Here is a 16236-nt window from a genome sequence, read left to right on the forward strand (position 1 = left end):
ACCTTACGTCTTAGACGAGAGAAGGAAAGCAATGGAAGCCAAGGCTATTGCGCGTCACATCCGCGTAACGCCTATGAAGGCCCGGCGCGTCGTCAACCTTGTTCGTGGTAAGCAAGCGAATGAGGCTCTGGCAATTCTGAAGTTTGCCCCCCAGGCAGCTTCGGAGCCGGTATTCAAGGTACTTCAGTCGGCAATGGCCAACGCACGTGTCCTCGCGGACCGTGACGGCGTTGCATTCGACGACAGCGACCTCATCATCACCGAAGCATTCGTTGATGAAGGCCCGACCATGAAGCGGTTCCAGCCGCGTGCCCAGGGCCGCGCCTACCGCATTAGGAAGCGGACCAGCCACATCACGCTGGTTGTCGCAACCCCGGAGAAAGAGGAGGCTCGCTAAGTGGGACAGAAAGTTAACCCGCACGGGTTCCGACTCGGCATCACCACCGACCACGTTTCGCACTGGTTCGCTGACAGCACCAAGCCCGGACAGCGCTACAAGGACTTCGTCCGCGAGGACATCAAGATCCGTCAGCTCATGTCCACCGGCATGGAGCGCGCCGGCATCGCCAAGGTCGAGATCGAGCGCACCCGTGACCGTGTCCGCGTGGATATCCACACGGCACGCCCGGGTATCGTTATCGGCCGCCGCGGCGCTGAAGCAGACCGCATCCGCGGCGAGCTCGAAAAGCTCACCGGCAAGCAGGTTCAGCTGAACATCCTCGAGGTCAAGAACCCCGAGATGGAAGCACAGCTTGTTGCCCAGGGCATCGCTGAGCAGCTGACTTCCCGCGTGGCTTTCCGCCGTGCGATGAAGAAGGCCATGCAGTCCGCACAGCGTGCGGGTGCCAAGGGTATCCGTGTTGCTTGCTCGGGTCGTCTGGGTGGCGCAGAAATGTCCCGCTCGGAGTTCTACCGCGAAGGCCGTGTGCCCCTGCACACCCTCCGCGCGAACATCGACTACGGCTTCTACGAAGCCAAGACCACCTTCGGCCGTATCGGTGTGAAGGTTTGGATCTACAAGGGTGACGTAACTGCCAAGGAACTGGCTCAGCAGGCAGCTGCTGCTCCGTCCCGTGGCCGTGCAGGAGACCGTCCGGGCCGCCCGGGTGGCGACCGCCGTCGTCGTAACGACCGTCCGGCAGCTGAGGCAGCACCCGCTGCCGTTGAAGCACCGGCCGCTGAAGCTGCTGCTCCGGCAGCAGAAGGAGGACAGGCTTAAATGCTTATCCCACGTCGAGTCAAGCACCGTAAGCAGCACCACCCGGGTCGTTCCGGCGCTGCAACGGGCGGCACCAAGGTCAGCTTCGGTGAGTACGGTATCCAGGCTCTCAGCCCGGCATACGTAACCAACCGTCAGATCGAGTCCGCTCGTATCGCGATGACCCGCCACATCAAGCGTGGCGGTAAGGTCTGGATCAACATCTACCCGGACCGTCCGCTGACGAAGAAGCCTGCTGAAACCCGCATGGGTTCCGGTAAGGGTTCTCCGGAATGGTGGGTCGCAAACGTCAAGCCGGGCCGGGTTCTCTTCGAACTCTCCGGTGTCAATGAAGAGGTAGCTCGCGAGGCCCTGCGCCTGGCAATCCACAAGCTCCCGTTGAAGGCACGCATTGTGCGTCGCGAAGGTGGTGAATAGAAATGGCAGTAGGGTCGAAGGATCTCGCACCCGCACAGCTGGACGGTTTCGACAACGAGCGTCTCGTTGAAGAACTCCGCAAGTCCAAGGAAGAGCTGTTCAACCTGCGTTTCCAGTCCGCCACCGGACAGCTGGAGAACCACGGTCGCCTGCGTGCGGTAAAGAAGGACATCGCACGCATCTACACCGTTCTCCGTGAGCGCGAGCTGGGCATTCGTGCCGAGGTTGCCGCACCGGTTGTGGAAGCCAAGGAAGAAAAGAAGTCCAAGAAGGCTGCCAAGGCTGAAAAGGCCGAGGTTGAAGCTGGAGAGGACGCCAAGTGAGCGAGAAGGAAACTGTGACGGAAGCAGCAGCCAGCGCTGAACAGCGCGGTTACCGTAAGACGCGTCGCGGCTACGTTGTCTCTGACAAGATGGAAAAGACCATCGTTGTTCAGGTTGAAGACCGCGTGAAGCACGCTCTGTACGGCAAGGTTATTCGCCGCACCTCGAAGATCAAGGCTCACGACGAAGAGAACACCGCCGGCATCGGCGACCTCGTTCTCATCTCTGAGACCCGCCCGCTTTCCGCTACCAAGCGGTGGCGTCTGGTGGAGATCCTCGAAAAGGCCAAGTAAATCCAACGCCGGGCACGCCTGGCAGTGATTCACTGGAGAGGCCCGCATTCCCTTGGGAATGCGGGCCTTTCCGCTTCTCCAGCCGTTTCGGTTTCAGGCCGTAAATATGCTAGGATATTGAGTTTGTATGGCGCCACTTGTGCGTCGTCCACTACCTCGTAAACAATCGTGCCGCTGCATACTGCCCCGCGCAGAGTTTTCTGCAAGGGAAGCTGATGCTTGTGGCACGGGCGTTTAGGCCTGTACTGGCAAAATCCAGGCAGGTCAAGAGACACCCCGATCAACCGTTCCGCAAGGCTCATTCCGTATGCAAGATTTCGGTCTGAGAACCGGCGCGACGCAAGGAGTAAAAATTGATTCAGCAGGAGTCGCGACTCAAGGTCGCCGACAACACGGGTGCTAAGGAAATCCTTACCATTCGCGTTCTCGGTGGATCTGGTCGTCGCTACGCAGGCATTGGCGACGTCATCGTCGCTACCGTCAAGGACGCTATTCCCGGCGGAAACGTAAAGAAGGGCGACGTCGTCAAGGCGGTCATCGTCCGTACCAAGAAGGAACGCCGCCGTGCGGACGGTTCCTATATCAAGTTTGACGAAAACGCAGCTGTGATCCTGAAGAATGACGGTGACCCCCGCGGTACCCGTATCTTCGGCCCGGTTGGTCGTGAACTTCGCGACAAGAAGTTCATGAAGATCGTTTCGCTGGCCCCGGAGGTGCTTTAGTCCATGGCTAAAAAAATCAAGAAGGGTGACCTCGTTCAGGTCATCACCGGCGCCAAGCAGGAACGTGGCGGCGACCGCGGCAAGCAGGGCAAGGTCCTGCGCGTATTCACCGACACCAACCGCGTGCTGGTAGAGGGAATCAACCGCGTCACCAAGCACAGCAAGGTCGGTCAGTCGCAGCGCGGCACCAAGACCGGTGGCATCGAGGTTGTTGAAGCCCCGATCCACGTATCCAACGTTGCTTTGGTTGACCCGTCCACCAAGAAGCCGACCCGTGTTGGTTTCCGTCTCGACACCGTTGAGAAGGATGGCGCTACCAAGACCGTCCGTATCCGCGTGTCCAAGGCCACCGGGAAGGACATCTAATGACTGAGACTCTCGAGACTCCAGTAAAGATCGTTCCGCGTCTGAAGACGAAGTACGCAGAGACCATCAAGAAGTCCCTGCAGGACGAATTCAGCTACGCGAACGTGAACCAGGTTCCCCGCCTGGTGAAGGTTGTAGTGAACATGGGTGTTGGAGATGCCGCCAAGGACTCCAAGCTGATCGACGGCGCTGTCCGCGACCTCACCCTGATCACCGGCCAGAAGCCGCAGGTAACCAAGGCCCGCAAGTCGATCGCACAGTTCAAGCTGCGCGAAGGCATGCCCATCGGTGCACACGCAACTCTGCGTGGAGACCGCATGTGGGAATTCGTGGACCGTCTGGTTTCGCTGGCTCTGCCGCGTATCCGCGACTTCCGCGGCCTCAACGGCAAGCAGTTTGATGGCAAGGGCAACTACACCTTCGGTCTGACCGAGCAGGTTATGTTCCACGAAATCGACCAGGACTCCATCGACCGCGTTCGCGGTATGGACATCACGGTCGTCACCACCGCCAAGACCGATGACGAAGGCCGCGCGCTGCTCAAGGCGCTTGGCTTCCCGTTCAAGACCGAAAACTAACTACGTGACAGGTCCGTCCGCGCAGGCTCCTGGGAGCAGGCGCAGCGGAAACCGGTACGAGGAAGGGCTATAGCCCAAATGACTATGACAGATCCTGTCGCAGACATGCTCACGCGTCTGCGCAATGCAAACTCGGCATACCACGACACCGTGTCCATGCCGTACAGCAAACTGAAGGCACGCGTTGCTGACATCCTGAAGGCAGAAGGCTACATTGCCGGCTGGAAGGAAGAAGACGCCGAGGTTGGCAAGAAGCTGACCCTCGACCTGAAGTTCGGTCCGAACCGCGAGCGTTCCATCGCTGGCGTCCGCCGCATCTCCAAGCCGGGCCTCCGCGTTTACGCGAAGTCCACCAACCTGCCGCACGTGCTGGGTGGCCTGGGTATCGCAATCCTGTCCACCTCTTCCGGCCTCCTGACTGACAAGCAGGCCGGCAAGAAGGGCGTGGGCGGCGAAGTCCTCGCGTACGTCTGGTAACGGGAAAGGAAGAGAATAATGTCACGTATTGGACGTCTCCCCATCACCGTTCCTGCCGGAGTTGAGGTCAAGCTCGATGGCTCCGTCATCAGCGTCAAAGGTGCCAAAGGCGAGCTGAGCCACACTGTGGCCAGCCCGATCGAGGTTACCCAGGAAGAAAACACTCTCACGGTCACCCGCCCGAACGATGAGCGCAACTCGCGTTCGCTGCACGGCCTGACCCGCACCCTGATCGCCAACATGATCCAGGGCGTTACCGAGGGCTACGAGAAGAAGCTTGAAATCGTTGGTACTGGTTACCGCGTTCAGGCCAAGGGTTCTGACCTGGAGTTCGCTCTGGGCTACAGCCACCCGGTTAACGTCTCTGCACCCGAAGGCATCACCTTCGTAGTAGAGGGTCCGACCAAGCTCTCTGTTGCGGGTATCAACAAGCAGCAGGTCGGCGAGGTTGCTGCCAACATTCGCAAGCTGCGCAAGCCTGACCCCTACAAGGGCAAGGGTGTCCGTTACGCCGGCGAAGTCATCCGCCGCAAGGTCGGAAAGGCTGGTAAGTAAACCATGGCCATCGCAATTAACAAGAAGCGTACGAACAAGAGCAAGTCGGCTGCCCGCAGCCGTCGCCAGCTTCGTATCCGCAAGCGCATCACTGGTACGGCTGTACGTCCTCGTATGGTTGTTAACCGCTCTGCACGTCACATGTTCGTCCAGGTTGTCGATGACAGCAAGGGTGTAACAGTGGCTTTCGCTTCCACTTTGGAAGCGGACCTTCGTGCATTCGACGGTGACAAGACTGCCAAGGCCAAGCGCGTTGGCGAGCTCGTTGCCGAGCGTGCCAAGGCTGCAGGCGTCGAAGCTGTTGTCTTCGACCGTGGCGGTAACAAGTACCACGGCCGTATCGCCGCCGTCGCTGACGGTGCTCGCGAAGGTGGGCTGGCACTGTGACCGTTGAAAATAACGAAAAGGACGTTCAGGTGACTGAAGCTGTAGCTGCTGAAGCAACTGAGACCGCACCCGCTACCGATGACCGCCGCGGCGGACGTCGTGGCGAGCGCGGCGACCGTGGCCAAGGCCGCGGCGACCGTGGTGGCCGTGGTGGCCGCGACGGCGGTCGTGAGGCTGAGAAGAGCCAGTTCGTAGAGCGCGTTGTCACCATCAACCGCGTTGCCAAGGTCGTCAAGGGTGGTCGTCGCTTCAGCTTCACCGCTCTCGTCGTCGTCGGTGACGGCAACGGTATGGTCGGCGTCGGCTACGGCAAGGCCAAGGAAGTTCCCGCGGCTATCGCAAAGGGCGTTGAAGAGGCCAAGAAGTCCTTCTTCCGCGTTCCCCGCGTTGGCAGCACCATCCCGCACCGTGTGCAGGGTGAGGCCGCTGCAGGTGTAGTCCTGCTGCGTCCGGCTTCCGCCGGTACCGGTGTTATCGCCGGTGGTCCGGTCCGCGCGGTATTGGAGTGCGTGGGTATCCACGACATCCTCTCCAAGTCGCTCGGTTCCTCAAACGCGATCAACATCGTTCACGCGACTGTTGCCGCTCTGAAGCAGCTCGAAGAGCCCGCTTCCGTGGCTGCCCGCCGTGGCCTGCCGCTGGACGAGGTTGCTCCTGCTGCTCTGGTGCGCGCGCTCCAGAACCAAAAGGCAGGTGTTTAGTCATGGCTAAGAACCTGACTCCCTCCGACGCCAAGTTGGAGATCACCCAGATCAAGGGCGTCATTGGCGCCAAGCAGAACCAGAAGGCCACCCTTCGGTCCCTCGGCCTCAAGCGCATCGGACACACCGTTGTCCGCAACGCTGATGCCGTGACCGTTGGAATGCTCAACACGGTTCCGCACCTCGTGAATGTAGAGGAGGCGAAGTAATGGCAGAGAACAAGACCGCCGAAGAGACTGCTGAGAAGCAGCACGCTCTGAAGGTCCACCACCTGCGCCCCGCCCCGGGTGCCAAAACCGCCAAGACCCGTGTTGGTCGTGGTGAAGGCTCCAAGGGTAAGACCGCTGGTCGCGGTACCAAGGGTACGAAGGCCCGCTACCAGGTAAAGGCTGGCTTTGCCGGCGGCCAGCTGCCGCTGCACATGCGCCTGCCGAAGCTGCGCGGCTTCAAGAACCCGTTCCGGGTTGAGTTCCAGGTTGTTAACCTGGAGAAGCTCAACGAGCTGTTCCCGGAAGGTGGCGTTGTCACCGTCGAGTCCTTGGTTGAGAAGGGTGCCGTTCGCAAGAACCAGCCCGTCAAGGTGCTGGGCACCGGTGACATCACCGTCAAGGTTGATGTTACCGCCCACGCATTCTCTTCCAGCGCTTCGGAAAAGATTGCTGCAGCCGGCGGAAGCACCACTGCTCTCTAAGAGCCAGTGGGGCAAGTGCCCGTTGTAAAAGGATCCCGGTATGCGGGGCTTCGGCCCTGTATACCGGGATTTTTTGCGTGATTGTGGACTCTCGATTATTCCGACGGCGTCACAAGCGGTTAGACTCGGTTGTTGGGTTTCGTTGAGCCCGATCACATCCTTGTACTTTCTACTCAGGAGGACGCTTGCTAAGCGCATTCGGCCGGGCGTTTCGGACGCCTGATTTGCGACGCAAGTTGTTGTTCACGCTGGGAATCATCACAATCTTCCGCTTGGGAGCTTTCATCCCCTCGCCTGGTGTGAACTACCAGAATGTCCAGCAATGCTTGAACACCGGTGACACCTCGCAGGGCATCTACCAGCTGGTGAACTTGTTCAGCGGCGGCGCGTTGCTGCAGGTTTCAGTGTTTGCCCTGGGCATCATGCCCTACATCACGGCGAGCATCATCGTGCAGCTGCTCCGGGTGGTCATTCCCCGGTTCCAGCAGCTCTACGAAGAGGGTTCCTCCGGTCAGTCGAAGTTGACGCAGTACACCCGGTACCTCACCATCGCTTTGGGTCTGCTGAACGCCACCACGCTGGTGTCACTGGCCCGATCCGGCCAACTGCTGCCTGGCTGCAACCTGCCCATCATTCCTGATGAGAGCATCATGACCACCATCCTCATCATCATCACGTTGACGGCCGGAACCGGCCTCATCATGTGGATGGGCGAGCTGGTGACCGAAAAGGGTGTGGGCAATGGCATGTCGCTGCTGATCTTCACCTCCATCGCTGCAAGCTTCCCCGGCTCGCTGGGCTCCATCTGGGAGTCGAAGGGGCCGGGCACCTTCTTCATGGTCCTGGCCGTCGGCTTGCTGACGGTGGCCTTGGTGGTCTTCGTGGAGCAGTCCCAGCGCCGCGTTCCCGTTCAGTACGCCAAGCGTATGATCGGACGCCGCACAGTGGGTGGCACCAGCACCTATATCCCAATCAAGGTGAACATGGCCGGCGTCGTGCCTGTCATCTTCGCCTCCTCAATGCTCTACCTGCCCGGGCTGATTTCACAGTTCAACCAGCCTGCGCCAGGGGAGCAGATGGCCCCGTGGGTTGAGTGGATCAACAACAACCTCACCCGCGGCGACCACCCCATCTACATGGCGCTGTATTTCGCCATGATTGTGTTCTTCACCTACTTCTACGTTGCCATCACCTTCAACCCTGAAGAAGTGTCGGACAACATGAAGAAGTACGGCGGGTTTATTCCGGGCATCCGGGCGGGTAAACCGACCGCGGACTACCTGCAGTACGTGCTTTCCAGGATCACCTTGCCTGGAGCCCTTTACCTGGGCTTCGTGGCGTTGATTCCTTTGGTTGCACTCGTCCTGATCAACGCCAACCAGAACTTCCCGTTTGGTGGCACGTCAATCCTGATCATGGTGGGTGTTGGCCTGGAGACCGTCAAGCAGATTGATGCGCAGCTACAACAACGTCACTACGAAGGGCTTTTGCGATGACGAGAATGCTGATCATTGGACCTCCCGGTTCGGGTAAGGGTACGCAGGCTGAGCGGATTTCCGAGCGCCTCGGCGTAGTCGCCATCTCCACCGGCGACATCTTCCGTGCCAACGTGAAGGGCGAAACCCCTTTGGGCATCGAAGCAAAGAAGTACATGGACGCCGGGGACTTCGTTCCGGACAGCGTCACGAACGACATGGTTCGCGATCGCCTGAGCCAGAGCGATGTCGAGAACGGCTTCCTCCTCGATGGTTACCCGCGCACCACCGCGCAGGTGGACTACCTCGACCAGATCCTCGCTGAGGGTGAGCAGGAGCTCGACGTCGTGCTCCAGTTGACCGCCGACGACGAAGAGCTGGTAACCCGTCTCCTTGGCCGCGCCAAGGAAACGGGCCGTTCGGATGACAACGAGGCCGTCATCCGTCACCGGTTGGATCTCTACCACGAGCAGACCGAGGCAGTTGTGGCCAAGTACGCCGAGCGTGGCATCCTCACGCAGGTTGATGGCATCGGCGGTATCGACGAAGTTACCGACCGTGTGCTGACGGCGATCGAGTCGGCCAAGGCCGTTTAGTTTGTTCTCCACATAGTCGGGAAACCGGCGCTGGAGCGAGGGGTGTGTCCCGTACCGTGAGTGCGGGACACACCCTTCTTCGTTTTCACGGTGCATTTCGATTTCGGCCACGCCCCCGGGTACGGGAAAATGGTTGAAGCATGGGGCCTGATCGGCCTCTACAGCAAACCTTCCAGAGGAGATCATGGCGTTCGGTCAGCCCCGCATTGAATACAAAACCAACGAGCAGATGCGCACCATGCACCAGGCGGGCCTTGTCCTGGGCCGTGCACTCGACGCTGCCGTTGCGGCGGCCAAGCCGGGCGTCACCACAAAGGACCTGGACGACGTTTTCGCCGCAGTCCTCAACGACGCCGGAGCGAAGTCCAACTTCCTGGGCTATCACGGCTTCCCGGCAACCATCTGTACCTCGGTTAATGAGGAAGTGGTTCACGGCATCCCCGGCGGCAGGGTCCTCAACGACGGCGACATCATCTCCATTGACGGCGGCTGCATCGTTGACGGCTGGCATTCCGACTCGGCCAGGACCGTGATCGTCGGCAATGCTGATCCGGAAGACCAGCGGCTCTCCGACGTCACAGAGGCTGCCATGTGGCGGGGGATCGCAGCCCTCGCCCAAGGCAAGTTCGTGGGTGACATCGGAAATGCGATCGATGACTACGTGTCGTCCGTGCCGGGAAAGCCTTTGGGCATCCTGGAGGACTACGTGGGCCATGGCATCGGTTCGGAGATGCACATGGCCCCGGACGTCCTGAACTACCGGACCAGCCACCGCGGCCCCAAGATCCGGCCAGGCCTGTGCCTTGCCATCGAACCTATGCTGGTTCGTGGCGGCATCGAGACGGCCACCCTTGACGACGATTGGACAGTTGTCACCACGGACGGGAAGCGATCCTGCCAGTGGGAGCACTCAGTGGCCGTCCACGAGAAGGGCATCTGGGTCCTGTCCGCCCCGGATGGAGGCGCCGAGCAGTTGGCGTCGCTCGGCGTCGTGCCTGTCCCGATCCCGTAACGCCTGCAAAAGAAGAGCTGGGCTACCAAAGTAGCCCAGCTCTTCTCACATCCAGGAAAGCAGTTATGCCTTCAGTTTGGGCTTTACATCCTTGGTGTAGATGCCCTCGAGGGTCTTCTTCAGCTCCGTCATGGTTGCCTGGACGTCACCTTGCTGCGTGAGGATCTTGGCCGCTGACTTGGCCATCTCCTGGTCAGCACCGGGAAGGAATACGCGTGCGTTGTCTTGAACCTTGGTGACGGCGAGTTGGTCCATGGCGGTCTTGATTTGCGGAGTCGCGGCAAGAACGGACGACATGTCAGCCGAGAGCCGAGTGGGCATGTAGCCGGTAGCGGCCGAGAAGGCAGCAGTATTCTCCGGTTCGGTCATGAACTTGAGGAACGTCGCGGCAGCCAACTGCTCCTCCTTGCTGATGCCGCTGGGGATGCCAAGGCCTGCACCGCCTGTGGGGCAAACACCGCTAGGTGCCTCGGGGCCGCCCGGCAGGAACCCGACACCCACGTTGAACTTTGCCGCCTTCAGAACGCCGAGCAATGAGCCTGTGGAGGAAATAGTGGACGAGGTGATGCCTGCGGCGAAGTCGTCAGCTGCTTCCTTGGACGAGACGCCAGCCCAGCCATCTTTGTAGATGGAGTCTTGGGCCCACTGCAGCGCGGCCACCGACTGAGGAGAATCGCAGGTGATGTCCCAGTCCTTGGACCAGCTGCCGCCCCAGCCCCACAGGTTGTTCTGCAGGGTCCAGCCCGCGTAGCCCGCCAGGGCAGGGTAGATGTAGGCGTACTGCGCGCCCGAGGTCGCTTTGAGTTTCGGGGCCCACTCAGCAAACTCCTGCCAAGTGGCCGGTGCCCGGTCCGGGAGGCCTGCTGCCTTGAAATGGTCCTTGTTGTAGTAGAACAACGGCGTGGACCGGCCGTAGGGGAGGGCCCACTGCCTGTCGTCATACTTGTAGTCATCCACCAGCGACTTCTGGAAGTCGTCAATCTTGATGTCCAGCTGCTTCACCAGGCCATCGATCGGGATGATGCTGCCGTTCGAGTAATACCGGAACCACCACACGTCTGAGAGGACTACCAATCCCGGCAAGCCCGTCTTGGCCGCCTGGGATGTCTGGAACTTCTGGGCGATCTCTTCGTAGTTGGCGCCCGCCGTCACCAGGTTGACCTTGATGTCCGGGAATTTGGCGTGGAACTTCCCGATGATCGACTTCTCCACGTCCTGTGACTTACCCGGGTGGTTGGTCCAGAAGTCGATGGAAGCTGCGGGCTTTACTCCGCTGAAGTCGATCGTGGCGGAGTCGACGGCGTCTGCCGTACCCGCCGTCGACGGTCCGCCGCATGCGGCGAGGGCCGCGGCTCCGGCGCCGAGGCCTGCCAGTCCCAGGAAATTTCGGCGGTCAAGGTTGGTGCGCATGGTGCTTCCTCTCAATTACTTACTTCGATGCGAATGGTGCGGTTGGAGAAATCAGCCGGTGACACTGCCTTGGGTCAGCCCGGCAACGATGTAGCGCTGGAGCGCAGCGAACACCAGCAGGATGGGGACGATCACCAAGACCGCTCCGGCCATGAGGACTCCCCACCCGGCTCCGTTTCCTTCGGAGTTCTGCAGCAGGGTCAGGCCTACTGGCAGCGTCATGGTTTCAGGACGGTCAGTAATGATGAGCGGCCAGATGTAGTCGTTCCATTCGCTGACCACGGTCACCAGCGCCACCGTTGCGATCGATGGCACGGAGACCGGCACGATGATCTGCCACAGCCGGCGCCAGTGGCCCGCGCCGTCGATTTCGGCTGCTTCGAGAATCGACGGCGGCAGGGTCAGGAAGTGCTGACGCAATAGGAAAGTGCCAAAGGCAGTGCCGAGCCCTGGAAGGATGATGCCCCACAGAGTGTTTTTGCCGCCCATGCCGGCGATGAGAATGTAGTTGGGCAGGATGGACACCTGGGTAGGAACCATGAGCGCAACCAAAATCAGCACGAAGATCACGTTCTTGAACGGGAAGCGCACAAACACCAAGGCATAGGCGGTCAGAATGGCCAGGATTACTTTGATGGACGAACCAACCACGGTGACGATCAGGCTGTTGGCGAAGAACTGCGCGAACGGAACCGTGGTCATTGCCGTGGCGTAGTTCTCCAGATTCAGTGACTCCGGCAGGATCTTCAGATCCATGGTGACGATCTCGCCCGGTTGCTTGAACGAACTCAACAACATCCAGAGCAATGGGAGGAAGACCACAAACGTAGCGATGATCAGAGGCACGTAGCCGGTTGCCACGGTCTGGAGCAGGCTCGTCCTCGAGAGCGGACGGGGCAGCTCAGGCGGTGCGGTCTCCTGCGGGGAAACAACGACGGCGGCGGGTGACGGTGCGCTCATGAGTAGTGGACCTTTCGCTCAACGAACCGCAGTTGAAGAACAGTAATGATCAGCAGGATCGCGAAGAGGATCACCGAAATCGCCGCAGAATAGCCTGCCCGGTTATAAGCGCCGAACGCCTGCAGGTACGCCTCATAGATCAACGTGCTGGTGCCATTGCCGAGCGGAGTCATGATCCGGATAAGGTCAAAGGCCTGCAACGAGCTGAGCATGGCGGTAATCAGCAAGAAGAACGTGGTGGGGGAGAGCAGCGGCATGGAGATGTTGAAGAACCTCCGCGCGCTGTTGGCCCCATCCAACGCCGCAGCTTCCATCACGTCGCGGGGCAAAGACTGCAGGCCAGCGAGATAAACCACGGCGCAATAGCCCAGGTTCTTCCAGATGTAAACGATGATGACCATCACCAACGACAACTGGGGATCGTTAATCCACTGCGGGCTCTGTTGGCCAAGCCCGCGCAGGACCCAGGCGAGCACTCCGTAGCCAGGGTCGAAAATGAACAGCCACACCAGACCGACACCCACGCCGGACAGCACATAGGGCGCAAATACCGCGGACCGGGCAAACGTTGTGCCGCGGACTTTGGAGTTCAAGGCAAGGGCAACCAACAGGCCGAGGACCATCGAACCCCCGACGGTCACTAGTGTGAAGATCGCGGTGGTCCCCAGAACCTTGGACGCGTCCTCGCTAGTGAAGAACGTGACGTAGTTCTGCAACCCCACCACCGTGGCCGAAGCCGACCCCAGCGTCCAATCCAACGTGGAGTAGTAGATGTTGTTGATCAACGGCCAATAGGTAAACGTGCCGATCAAGGCTAGGTTCGGCAAGGCCATGGCAAGGAACACCAGGAAGTCCTTGCGGCTTCGGGCGGACCAGCGCTTCCTGTCCTGGAGGGGCTTTCCTGTCGCGACGGCCGGAACCGGCGGCTGTGGATCCGGCCTGCCTGCAGGCGCAGCACTGCTGCTGTGAATCTGTCGGGTAGTCATGGGTCACTAACGGTTTCGGGCCAATGTGGGGCGCCAGCTCCCGGACCGGGACGGCGGAGACAGGCCTAGCACACCACAGGAAATCCGCCCGTTCGCGCCAAAATGGCCCACCCAGGTGATAGTTGTTCAACCCTTCCAAACCCGTTTACTCCGCGTTCCTCGCTTGTTCGTATTTGAGGCTCGGCTCCCACTTGTTGGCACCTGCGCCTGTCGGCGCGCTGCGCCCCTCTGCGCGCTCGGTCGTTCCTCCCTTAGACGCGCGCTGCCGGGGCCCAGCGCACCGGCAGTTCGTTTGGCTCCCAGCGGTGGAGAATGGAGCCATGAATTCGATCACCGATGTTGCCGGCATACGGGTTGGGCATGTGCAGAAGAACGACGACGGGTGGCTCAGTGGCGTGACCGTGGTCCTTCCGCCTGGGGACTGTGGGGTCTGTCGACGTGCGCGGCGGCGGGCCCGGGACGCATGAGACCGATGCGCTGGATCCGACCACGTTGGTTTCCACTGTGGATGCCGTGGTGCTTACAGGTGGCAGCGCGTTCGGCTTGGCCTCGGCTACCGGGGCGCAGTTGTGGTGTGAGGAGCAGGAGAGGGGATTCGCTGTTCCCGGGACTGTGGTGCCGATTGTGCCGGCGGCCGCCATCTTCGACCTCGGGCGGGGTGGTGACGTGAAGGCGCGACCCGGCGCGGACACGGGCTACCAGGCGGCCGCCGCGGCTTTCGCCTCCGGTGACCATGCCGCCGTCGAGCGTGGAAACGTGGGTGCCGGGACTGGGGCCGTTGTTGCACGCGGCCAGTACAAGGGCGGCATTGGCACGTCGTCCATCACTCTCGATGGCGGGGTGATCGTTGGGGCCCTTGCCGTGGTGAACGCACTCGGGACGCCGGTGTTTGGCCCTGCGGACCTGCAGCCCTCTGCGCGCCCGGTCGTGCCTCCCTTAGACGCGCGCCGCCGGGCTCCAGGCCCTCAGGACCAGCCGGATGCGCCGTTCGCGGCACCACCGCAGGGGCTCAATACGACGCTCGTGGTGATCGCCACCAATGCTGTCTTGGACGTGGCCGAGTGCAAGCGGACTGCATCTGCCGGGCATGCGGGGCTGGCCCGGGCGTTGGATCCGTCCCATACTCTGGCGGACGGTGACACCGTGTTCGCCTTGGCGACCGGCGCCGTCGGACTTGACCGCAGTAGTGAGCAAGCACGGCAAGTGTCGCTGATAACGCTCCAAAGTGCCGCAGCGGAAGCCGTACGGCTGGCGATACTCGACGGCGTGTCGTCGGCGGAAAGTGTCACGACAACGGCCGGTGAATTCCCGGTGTACCGCCCAGCGGGGGAGTGACGGCTGGAGGTAGGTGCGCTACCATAGACGGATTTAACTTTCCGGCTTCATTGGCGTAGAGTTATTTGTTGGTTGTCTGTGCAGCCACGCCCTTTTTAGTGTCGTGGTTCCAAGAGAGCCAAGCAAACAAAAAACGTCCGCTGGATCTTCGGTGCCTAACTGGAGGACGGCGGCAAACAACAGTTAGCGGAGGATATGGCCAAGAAGGACGGGGTCATTGAGATCGAGGGCGTTGTGACTGAGGCGCTGCCCAATGCGATGTTTCGTGTTGAGCTCACCAATAAGCACGTCGTTCTCGCACACATCTCTGGGAAGATGCGGCAGCACTACATTCGAATCCTCCCCGAGGACCGGGTAGTGGTGGAGCTCAGCCCATACGACCTCACACGTGGTCGTATCGTCTACCGCTACAAGTAAATTGCTGGGCGGCAAGGCAATAGTGCCTAAGCCGCTCCAGCAGATCAACTGCAAAACACGCAAAGGAACGCCATGAAGGTCAAGCCGAGCGTCAAGCAGATCTGCGACAAGTGCAAAGTGATCCGCCGTAACGGCCGGGTCATGGTGATCTGCGAGAACCCGCGCCACAAGCAGCGCCAGGGCTAATTCCCCTTTCGGGAATCAGCGTCCGCAAGGGCAAACCTGGGCTGCTAGCCCACGCAAGTAAATAAAGGCAGCACAAGCTGTGCCAGGACTGCATTACAGAGCCTGGTCAGCGAACCCCCGGTCGGAGGCTGGGGCCACACTGAACGTGTGGGTGTACTGCCTACGACCTCCGGTTTATTCAAGGAGTACTGCCACTATGGCTCGTCTCGCTGGCGTAGACATTCCCCGCGAAAAGCGGTTGGAAATTGCGCTTACTTACATCTACGGCGTGGGCAAGACCCGTGCACACGAAACCCTGGCTGCCACAGGCATCAGCGCTGACGTTCGCGTCAAGGACCTGACTGACGCCGAGCTGGTCCAGCTGCGTGACTACATTGAAGGCAACTACAAGGTTGAGGGTGACCTTCGCCGCGAGGTAGCCGCTGACATCCGCCGCAAGGTAGAGATCGGCAGCTACGAAGGCCTGCGCCACCGCAAGGGCCTGCCCGTACGCGGACAGCGTACGAAGACCAACGCTCGTACCCGCAAGGGCCCGAAGCGCACCGTCGCCGGCAAGAAGAAGGCCGGACGTTAATCCCTCGGGATTGATCCGGTTTTCCCCCGATAACTTTCTGTAGGAGAAACAATGCCCCCGAAGACTCGTGGAGCGGTTCGTAAGCCGCGTCGCAAGGATAAGAAGAATATTGCGCTTGGCCAGGCGCACATCAAGAGCACCTTTAACAACACCATCGTGTCCATCACGGACCCGAACGGTGCTGTAATCTCATGGGCTTCCGCCGGTGAGGTTGGCTTCAAGGGCTCCCGTAAGTCCACCCCGTTCGCTGCCCAGATGGCTGCCGAAGCTGCTGCAAAGCGCGCTCAGGAGCACGGTCTGCGCAAGGTTGACGTATTCGTCAAGGGCCCGGGATCCGGACGCGAAACCGCAATCCGTTCGCTTCAGGCCGCTGGCCTCGAGGTTGGCTCCATCCAGGACGTCACCCCCAGCGCCCACAACGGTTGCCGCCCGCCGAAGCGCCGCCGCGTCTAATTAGGTCTTCCCTGCCTGACTGGCCGGGCCTGCTATGGATGGTTTCGATCATCCATCGGCATGGCCCGGCTGGTCAGGCTGGAAACCGAAGCCGATTTCCACC

The 16236-nt window shown here is 60.6% G+C and carries 24 protein-coding genes and 1 pseudogene; 22 read left to right on the plus strand and 3 right to left on the minus strand.

From position 1 onward, the window contains the following. The first annotated feature begins 31 nt into the window (after positions 1-31). The 17 genes from rplV (at position 32) to map (ending at position 9812) form a co-directional block, all read left to right on the plus strand. Positions 32-397: a 50S ribosomal protein L22 gene (gene rplV / locus AC0J5Z_RS08855; RefSeq protein WP_475038742.1), complete on the plus strand. Its 366-nt coding sequence runs from the start codon at positions 32-34 to the stop codon at positions 395-397. After that, positions 398-1219 (plus strand): 30S ribosomal protein S3, encoded by an 822-nt coding sequence (gene rpsC / locus AC0J5Z_RS08860; protein ID WP_011775589.1) that lies wholly within the window; start codon positions 398-400, stop codon positions 1217-1219. Then, the gene (gene rplP, locus AC0J5Z_RS08865) at positions 1220-1636 is read left to right on the plus strand and encodes a 50S ribosomal protein L16 (protein ID WP_003803795.1); all 417 of its coding nucleotides are present in this window, start codon (positions 1220-1222) and stop codon (positions 1634-1636) included. It abuts the gene before it with no gap. A 2-nt stretch (positions 1637-1638) separates the two neighbouring features. Then, positions 1639-1959: a 50S ribosomal protein L29 gene (gene rpmC, locus AC0J5Z_RS08870; RefSeq protein ID WP_014922387.1), complete on the plus strand. Its 321-nt coding sequence runs from the start codon at positions 1639-1641 to the stop codon at positions 1957-1959. Then, a complete protein-coding gene (rpsQ, locus tag AC0J5Z_RS08875) occupies positions 1956-2252 on the plus strand; it encodes a 30S ribosomal protein S17 (RefSeq protein WP_011775587.1) in 297 nt (98 codons plus the stop codon). Before rpmC ends, rpsQ begins: the two co-directional genes overlap by 4 nt. 353 nt (positions 2253-2605) lie before the next feature. Then, positions 2606-2974, plus strand: a complete 369-nt coding sequence (gene rplN / locus AC0J5Z_RS08880) for a 50S ribosomal protein L14 (protein WP_003803789.1) — start codon at positions 2606-2608, stop codon at positions 2972-2974. 3 nt (positions 2975-2977) lie between these two features. Continuing rightward, a complete protein-coding gene (gene rplX, locus AC0J5Z_RS08885) occupies positions 2978-3340 on the plus strand; it encodes a 50S ribosomal protein L24 (protein ID WP_024817586.1) in 363 nt (120 codons plus the stop codon). Continuing rightward, positions 3340-3918, plus strand: a complete 579-nt coding sequence (rplE, locus tag AC0J5Z_RS08890) for a 50S ribosomal protein L5 (protein ID WP_475038743.1) — start codon at positions 3340-3342, stop codon at positions 3916-3918. Before rplX ends, rplE begins: the two co-directional genes overlap by 1 nt. Positions 3919-3996: 78 nt before the next feature. Further along, positions 3997-4395 (plus strand): 30S ribosomal protein S8, encoded by a 399-nt coding sequence (rpsH, locus tag AC0J5Z_RS08895; RefSeq protein ID WP_024817585.1) that lies wholly within the window; start codon positions 3997-3999, stop codon positions 4393-4395. 18 nt (positions 4396-4413) lie between these two features. Continuing rightward, entirely contained in the window at positions 4414-4950 is a 537-nt protein-coding gene (gene rplF / locus AC0J5Z_RS08900; protein WP_011775583.1) for a 50S ribosomal protein L6, read from the plus strand. 3 nt (positions 4951-4953) lie between these two features. Next, on the plus strand, positions 4954-5337 hold the full coding sequence (rplR, locus tag AC0J5Z_RS08905; RefSeq protein WP_024817584.1) for a 50S ribosomal protein L18: 384 nt from the start codon (positions 4954-4956) through the stop codon (positions 5335-5337). Between the two features lie 29 nt (positions 5338-5366). After that, a complete protein-coding gene (gene rpsE, locus AC0J5Z_RS08910) occupies positions 5367-6038 on the plus strand; it encodes a 30S ribosomal protein S5 (RefSeq protein WP_011775581.1) in 672 nt (223 codons plus the stop codon). Positions 6039-6040: 2 nt separating this feature from the next. Then, the gene (gene rpmD / locus AC0J5Z_RS08915; RefSeq protein WP_011775580.1) at positions 6041-6247 is read left to right on the plus strand and encodes a 50S ribosomal protein L30; all 207 of its coding nucleotides are present in this window, start codon (positions 6041-6043) and stop codon (positions 6245-6247) included. Beyond that, on the plus strand, positions 6247-6729 hold the full coding sequence (rplO, locus tag AC0J5Z_RS08920) for a 50S ribosomal protein L15 (RefSeq protein ID WP_209758660.1): 483 nt from the start codon (positions 6247-6249) through the stop codon (positions 6727-6729). Before rpmD ends, rplO begins: the two co-directional genes overlap by 1 nt. Positions 6730-6914: 185 nt before the next feature. After that, complete coding sequence (gene secY, locus AC0J5Z_RS08925) at positions 6915-8225, plus strand: preprotein translocase subunit SecY (protein WP_017200273.1); 1311 nt, start codon at positions 6915-6917, stop codon at positions 8223-8225. Positions 8226-8230: 5 nt separating this feature from the next. Beyond that, entirely contained in the window at positions 8231-8800 is a 570-nt protein-coding gene (locus AC0J5Z_RS08930; RefSeq protein WP_475039632.1) for an adenylate kinase, read from the plus strand. A 184-nt stretch (positions 8801-8984) separates the two neighbouring features. Continuing rightward, complete coding sequence (gene map, locus AC0J5Z_RS08935) at positions 8985-9812, plus strand: type I methionyl aminopeptidase (RefSeq protein ID WP_475038744.1); 828 nt, start codon at positions 8985-8987, stop codon at positions 9810-9812. Between the two features lie 63 nt (positions 9813-9875). Here the strand turns inward: map and AC0J5Z_RS08940 are convergent, their stop codons facing one another. From AC0J5Z_RS08940 to AC0J5Z_RS08950, 3 genes are read right to left on the minus strand one after another with little or no spacing between them, the layout of a single operon-like run. Beyond that, positions 9876-11222, minus strand: coding sequence for an ABC transporter substrate-binding protein (locus tag AC0J5Z_RS08940; protein ID WP_475038745.1), 1347 nt, complete (start codon positions 11220-11222; stop codon positions 9876-9878). 51 nt (positions 11223-11273) lie between these two features. Then, a complete protein-coding gene (locus AC0J5Z_RS08945; RefSeq protein ID WP_475038746.1) occupies positions 11274-12182 on the minus strand; it encodes a carbohydrate ABC transporter permease in 909 nt (302 codons plus the stop codon). Beyond that, positions 12179-13168 (minus strand): carbohydrate ABC transporter permease, encoded by a 990-nt coding sequence (locus tag AC0J5Z_RS08950; RefSeq protein ID WP_475038747.1) that lies wholly within the window; start codon positions 13166-13168, stop codon positions 12179-12181. Before AC0J5Z_RS08950 ends, AC0J5Z_RS08945 begins: the two co-directional genes overlap by 4 nt. Positions 13169-13488: 320 nt before the next feature. On the opposite strand from AC0J5Z_RS08950, the pseudogene AC0J5Z_RS08955 reads away from it, so the two are divergent. The 5 genes and pseudogenes from AC0J5Z_RS08955 to rpsK all read left to right on the plus strand — a co-directional run bounded on the left by AC0J5Z_RS08955 (position 13489) and on the right by rpsK (position 16133). Further along, positions 13489-14503 (plus strand): annotated as a pseudogene (locus AC0J5Z_RS08955) (P1 family peptidase). A 195-nt stretch (positions 14504-14698) separates the two neighbouring features. Beyond that, on the plus strand, positions 14699-14920 hold the full coding sequence (infA, locus tag AC0J5Z_RS08960) for a translation initiation factor IF-1 (protein WP_011775571.1): 222 nt from the start codon (positions 14699-14701) through the stop codon (positions 14918-14920). Positions 14921-14992: 72 nt separating this feature from the next. Further along, entirely contained in the window at positions 14993-15106 is a 114-nt protein-coding gene (gene rpmJ / locus AC0J5Z_RS08965; protein WP_011775570.1) for a 50S ribosomal protein L36, read from the plus strand. Positions 15107-15302: 196 nt separating this feature from the next. Further along, the gene (gene rpsM / locus AC0J5Z_RS08970; RefSeq protein ID WP_011775569.1) at positions 15303-15680 is read left to right on the plus strand and encodes a 30S ribosomal protein S13; all 378 of its coding nucleotides are present in this window, start codon (positions 15303-15305) and stop codon (positions 15678-15680) included. A 51-nt stretch (positions 15681-15731) separates the two neighbouring features. Further along, positions 15732-16133, plus strand: a complete 402-nt coding sequence (gene rpsK / locus AC0J5Z_RS08975; protein ID WP_014922380.1) for a 30S ribosomal protein S11 — start codon at positions 15732-15734, stop codon at positions 16131-16133. Positions 16134-16236 lie beyond the last annotated feature (103 nt).

Source organism: Paenarthrobacter sp. TRD_SC_7 (assembly GCF_056156245.1).